We start from the raw sequence: 6,198 nt of genomic DNA on the forward strand, positions 1-6,198 counted from the left end.
GGCCAACAGCGTCGGCATCCAGTCCTGATGGGCCATCATGGCGTTGACCTTGGTGCCTGGCTTGATCACGCCCGGCCAGCGAACCAGTTGCGGAACCCGCATCCCGCCCTCCCATGTGGTGCCTTTTTCGCCATAGAAGGGGGTGGTGCCGCCATCCGGCCAGCTGACGGTCTCGGCGCCGTTGTCAGTGGTGTAGATCACGATGGTGTTGTCGGCGACCCCCAGCTCGTCCAGTTTGTCGAGCAGGATCCCCACCTGATCATCGTGCTCCAGCATGCCATCGGCATAGATGCTGACGCCGGATTTACCCTGATACTTCTCTTGCAGACGGGTCCAGACGTGCATGCGGGTGGCGTTGTGCCAGATGAAGAAGGGCTTCTTGGCCTTGACAGCTTTCTCCATGAACGCCAGCGAAGACTCGAGGAACTCTTCGTCGGCATGCTCCATGCGCTTGCGGGTCATGGGGCCGGTATCTTCAATCTTGCCGTCGGCAGAAGATTTGATGACGCCGCGTGGGCCGAACTTCTTCTTGAACTCAGGATCTTTCGGGTAGTAGTAGGTTTCCGGTTCCTCTTCCGCGTTCAGGTGATAGAGGTTGCCGAAGAACTCGTCGAAGCCGTGCTTGGTCGGTAGGTGCTGGTTCTGATCGCCCAAATGGTTTTTGCCGAACTGAGCCGTCATGTAACCCTGCTCTTTGAGCAGATCACCGATGGTGGGGGCCCAATCCGGAATGCCGTGGGTGGATCCGGGCATGCCGATGGTCAGCAAACCGGTACGGAATGGCTCTTCACCGGTAATGAAGGCGGCGCGGCCGGCGGTGCAGGATTGCTGACCGTAGTGATCGGTAAAGAGGGCCCCTTCATTGGCGATCCTGTCCAGGTTCGGGGTCTGGTAGCCCATCATCCCCTGGTTGTAGGCACTGATGTTCCAGTAGCCGATGTCATCGCCCATGATGGCAAGAATATTGGGCTTGGCGGCTGCTGTGGCACTACCAGCGGTGGCCATTAAGGCAAGGCTCATGGCTATTTTGTTTATTTGAATGGCCATTATTGGCTCCACTCCTAATCTGATGTGAATTGGTACACAAAATGGGCGATGAAAGCAGCGTGCGTTTAACGTGGTGGAAATATCATCCCGTGCAGGCTGTTGGAGGGGATGGAATACCCGGATGGGCACATTCCCCTTTATCGCTGTCGTTATGACCTGCAAAGAGTGATATGACCTGAATAGCCCGAGTTAACCGCAGCTTGGAAATCAGCTTTCAACAGTTTCACTCTATAAATCCCGTTTATCCCTGTCGCCTTATAGCGAATATAACCGCTGGTTATCCGATATTTTCTCTCCAACCCTTCGGTCGCAGGCTATCGGGTGGGCTCGAGCGAGCATGGCAAGCTGTGTCCAGAAGGCGGAGGTGTCTACCGCTATCGATGGCGATAAGGCGAATAAATGGGTGATGGAGTTCACAGTTCGGCTAATCAATCTGGGGGTGGTGGCAGTTATGGGCGTTGTGGTGTGCCTTTATTCAAAATTCTTACTGGCAAACCGAGCACTCTTTAATTCTGATTAAGTCATAATTAAGTAAAGTTGGGGTATTGATTGTTTCGCTTAGATATGAGTTTTTAAAACTGCTCACAATGTCATCGCGAGATTTAAAAAGCCTGCTCGCATATTTTTGAACGTATACATATGACTTGAGTGGGAGTAGCCAAATAAATCCAGCTGTAATCTTTGTCTTTTCAAGGTGCCAGGGTCATAAATACCTATAAAAACAAGGTAAAAGGCTCGGCTATTGACTAAGTTGATAGAAGGCGAGGCATAAAACAGCGCCAGTTTGATACGACAACATCGCATGGGACCCGGATCATGGACAGAGCGCAGGGCATAGCCCCCTTTTCGTTGCAAGTGGATCTAAGGCAGGTGGTGTATGCCCTGTCAGCCTCGCTGGATCTGGTGGGCATTGGCGATGTGGCCCACGGTAAACGGGTCGGGATTATGGCTGCCGAGTGCAGCCGGGAGCTGGGGATGAGTGAGGCCGAACGCTGTCTGCTGTTCGAGTTGGGGGTGCTGCATGATATCGGTGTCTCCTCGACCATCACCCATCACCATCTGGTCAGCGAGTTCGATTGGGAGTCCTCCCAGCGCCACTGCGAGGTGGGATATCAGCTGCTCAAGGATTTCCGTTTGCTGGCCCCGCTGGCCCTGCCTATACGTTATCACCATACCCACTGGCACCTGTTGCGCGAGATGGCCGATGTGGACCCCAATGTAGCCCGTCAGGCCAATCTTATCTTTCTGGTGGATCGCTGCGATGCGTTGGCGGCGCCCTACTATGGCGATGGTTCATTGTTGATGCATACCAACGAGATCCGCGCACGCCTGCAGGATTTCCGTGACGAGTTCTTTGCCCCCGAGCTGGTGGATGCCTTCCTCAAGGCGTCTCGCTCTGAGGCATTCTGGCTGCAGCTGGAAGCTCGCTCCATCAATGATTACATGTTGGAGATGCTGCAGGTGCGGGAGCCTTGCCTGACTTTCAACGGGGAGCTAAAAGCGCTGGCGCAGATCTTCTCTGGCATTGTCGACGCCAAAAGCCCATTCACGATGACGCATTCACTCGGTGTGAGCAGGTTGTCGCGGGCATTGGCAGAATTGATGGGAGTCAGTGCCATCCATTGTGACATGCTGGAGATCGCCGGTTTGCTGCATGATCTGGGCAAGCTCAGGGTGCCGGACGAGATCCTCGACAAGCCTGCCAGCCTGACGAAAGAGGAGCGGGCCATCATCAATACCCACAGCTTCGAGACTTACCAGATCCTGCGCCACATCGAAGGGTTTGAGGAGATTGCCTGCTGGGCGGCCTATCACCATGAGGAGCCTGACGGTGAGGGCTATCCGTTCCACCTGCCGGCATCCGCCATGGCGCTCGAAGCGCGGATCCTGCGGGTCGCTGATATTTTTCAGGCAATGGTGCAGGACAGACCTTATCGGCGCGGCCTGCCTGCCCGTGACGCATTGACCTTTATGCAGCAACTGGCGGATCAGGGGCGGGTCGATCCCGCAGTGGTGGCGGTGCTGGCCGATCACCTGCCGCAGATGATGATGGCAGCTATTCCGGATCGCGAGCCGGATCATGCCATCAATTGAAGGAGAGGCTGGCCGCTGACTCATACCGCCGCGAGCCAGCTATGCTTGGAACAAGCCGAGCATGGTGCCGGTACCGGCGCACAAGACGCCAGCTGATGGACTACCGTAGGGGAGCAGATATGGAATCGCTAAAAGCCAAGGATTATATGCAGAGCAGACCCATCACCTTCACTGCCGACATGATGGTGCAAGCTGCGGTCGAGAAATTTCTGAACAGTCATCAGCTCGGTGGCCCGGTGGTGGATGGCCAGGGCCATCTGATTGGTTGGATCTCCGAGCAGGATTGCATCGCAGTGCTGCTTAAGGAGGCCTATCACTGCGAACAGGTGGCGCAGGTCAAGGATGTGATGCGCAAGGAGGTGCTGTCGGTGGGGCCAGATACCAGCATTTTGAGTCTGGCGGAGATGATGATGGGGCAAAAGCCGAAGATCTATCCGGTAGTGGAGGAAGGGCGTCTGCTCGGTGTCATCAATCGTCACAATGTTATGCAGGCCATTCACGCCCAGCTCACCACCTGTTTTGTCCATCACACCCACGGTTAATTCTGTTTTTCTCTCTCCCAAGGCAAGCTTCGGCTTGCCTTGGCTATTTCATATGCTGCGATTTATTCATGTTATGCCATCTTACAATGATTGTTTTGTGATGTTTGAGGATCGGCCAATCTCTCAGTCTTCCCATATATAACGCTACGTTAAGGCTTGCACCGCCCCCGCTCGCTCTTTAGGATCGCTCCCAGCTTATCGATATGGCCCCTCTGGGCACCTGTTTAAGGAATTCGTACCTTGTCTCTTTCTATCGAGGCGCTGCGCCGCCGTCTCTCTGCCTGCATGAACCTCGACGCCCGCCGTCTTTCCAGCCGTCTGCACGGGGTCAAGAAGCTGCCTGAAGGCAAACAGGCCGCCGTGCTGGAGACCATATCCGCCGATCTGGATGCCGCACAAGCGCGCTATCAAACCCGTCTGGCCGGAGTGCCCAAGGTCACCTATCCGGACAACCTGCCGGTGAGCCAGAAACAGGCGGAGATCGCCAAAGCCATTGAAGAGCATCAAGTGGTGATCATCGCCGGGGAAACCGGCTCGGGCAAAACCACCCAGATCCCCAAGATCTGTCTGGCGCTCGGGCGCGGGGTGAAGGGCTTTATCGGCCACACCCAGCCACGCCGTTTGGCAGCCCGCACCGTCGCGGCCCGTATTGCCGAGGAGATGGAGTCCGAACTCGGTCACTACGTGGGTTACAAGGTGCGCTTTACCGATCAGGTGAGCGAGCAGACCCACATCAAGCTGATGACCGACGGTATCCTGCTGGCGGAGATCCAGAATGACCGGATGCTCACCCAGTACGACACCATCATCATCGATGAGGCCCACGAGCGCAGCCTCAACATCGACTTCATTCTGGGTTATCTCAAGCAACTGCTGCCCAAGCGCCCCGATCTCAAGGTGATCATCACCTCGGCCACTATCGACCCGCAACGTTTCTCCCGCCATTTCAACAAGGCGCCGGTGATCGAGGTCTCCGGCCGCACTTATCCGGTGGAGGTACGTTACCGTCCACTCACCAGTGACAAGAGCGAAGGGCTTGAAGAGCGCGATGAACTGCAGGGGATTTTCGATGCGGTGGAAGAGCTGGCTCGCGAAGGGCTGGGGGACATCCTCATTTTCATGAACGGCGAGCGGGAGATCCGCGATACCGCCGATGCCCTGCGCAAGCTCAATCTTCGCGATACCGAGGTGCTGCCGCTCTACGCCCGCCTCTCCAACGCCGAGCAGAACAAGGTATTCCAGCAACACACCGGACGGCGCATCGTGCTTGCCACCAACGTGGCGGAGACCTCGCTGACGGTGCCGGGCATTCGCTACGTCATCGATCCGGGCACCGCCCGTATCAGCCGCTACTCCTGGCGTACCAAGGTGCAGCGCCTGCCCATCGAGCCGGTCTCCCAGGCCAGCGCCAACCAGCGTAAAGGGCGTTGCGGCCGGGTGGCGGACGGTATCTGTATCCGCCTCTACTCCGAGGAGGATTTCAACGGCCGTCCCGCCTTTACCGACCCCGAGATCCTGCGCACCAACCTGGCATCCGTCATCCTGCAGATGCTGGCGCTCGGCCTTGGCAATATGGAGGCGTTCCCCTTCGTCGAGCCACCCGAGTCGCGCCATATCAAGGACGGTCTGACTCTCTTGAAAGAGCTGGAGGCGGTGCGCGAGTTACCAGCCACCGGCGATCGCGAAGCCAAGCTGCAGCTGACCGAGACCGGTCGCCAGCTCTCGCGCATCCCCCTTGATCCGCGTTTGGCGAAGATGGTGATCAGCGCGGCGCAGACTGGCTGCCTGAGCGAGGTGATGGTGATCACCGCCGCCCTCAGCATTCAGGATCCCCGCGAGCGGCCCATGGAGAAGAAGCAGGCCGCCGACGAGCAGCACAGACGCTTTGAAGACAAGGATTCCGACTTCCTCGCCTTCGTCAATCTGTGGAACTACCTGAAAGAGCAGCAGGATCTCCTTGGCAGCAATCCGTTCCGCCGCATGTGCCAGAAGGAGTTTCTCTCCTACCTGCGGGTGCGCGAATGGCAGGACATCCATTTCCAGCTGCGCCAGACGGTGAAGGAGCTTGGTTTTAAAGTCAACCATGAACCGGCGGATTTCAAGACGGTGCACTGCGCGCTGCTGACCGGCCTCTTGAGCCATATCGGCAACAAGGATCTGGAAAAACCGGAGTTTCTCGGCGCCCGCAACGGCCGCTTCCACCTGTTCCCGGCCTCGGGTCTGTTCAAGAAGCCGCCCAAGTGGGTGATGGCCGCAGAATTGGTGGAAACCTCGCGCCTCTACGCCCGCATCAACGCCAAAATTGAGCCCGAGTGGGTGGAGCCGCTGGCAGGCCACCTCATCAAGCTGCACCACAGCGACCCTCACTGGTCGAAGAAAAACGGCGCCGTAATGGCCAAGGAGAAGGTGACCCTCTATGGTCTGACCCTGGTCAACGAGCGCACCATCAACTTCAGCCGTATCGATCCGGCGCTGTGTCGTGAGCTCTTTATCCGCCGCGCGCTGGTGGAGGGGG

3 protein-coding genes and 1 pseudogene are annotated in these 6,198 nt (G+C 57.2%); 3 read left to right on the forward strand and 1 reads right to left on the reverse strand.

Features of this window, described 5'->3' with window-relative positions:
* A partial coding sequence (locus tag AACS18_RS10440) for an arylsulfatase (RefSeq protein ID WP_258228696.1) occupies window positions 1-1,020 on the reverse strand: 1,020 nt, incomplete at its 3' end.
* An 843-nt stretch (window positions 1,021-1,863) separates the two neighbouring features.
* Between AACS18_RS10440 and AACS18_RS10445 the strand changes: the two genes are divergently transcribed.
* The 3 genes and pseudogenes from AACS18_RS10445 to hrpA form a co-directional block, all read left to right on the forward strand.
* Window positions 1,864-3,141: an HD-GYP domain-containing protein gene (locus AACS18_RS10445; RefSeq protein WP_108612264.1), complete on the forward strand. Its 1,278-nt coding sequence runs from the start codon at window positions 1,864-1,866 to the stop codon at window positions 3,139-3,141.
* Between the two features lie 119 nt (window positions 3,142-3,260).
* A complete protein-coding gene (locus AACS18_RS10450) occupies window positions 3,261-3,683 on the forward strand; it encodes a CBS domain-containing protein (RefSeq protein WP_005333273.1) in 423 nt (140 codons plus the stop codon).
* Window positions 3,684-4,001: 318 nt separating this feature from the next.
* Window positions 4,002-6,198 (forward strand): annotated as a pseudogene (gene hrpA, locus AACS18_RS23345) (ATP-dependent RNA helicase HrpA); the annotation flags it as partial.

This window comes from Aeromonas sp. HMWF015, from assembly GCF_963878965.1.
Lineage (GTDB): Bacteria > Pseudomonadota > Gammaproteobacteria > Enterobacterales > Aeromonadaceae > Aeromonas > Aeromonas veronii.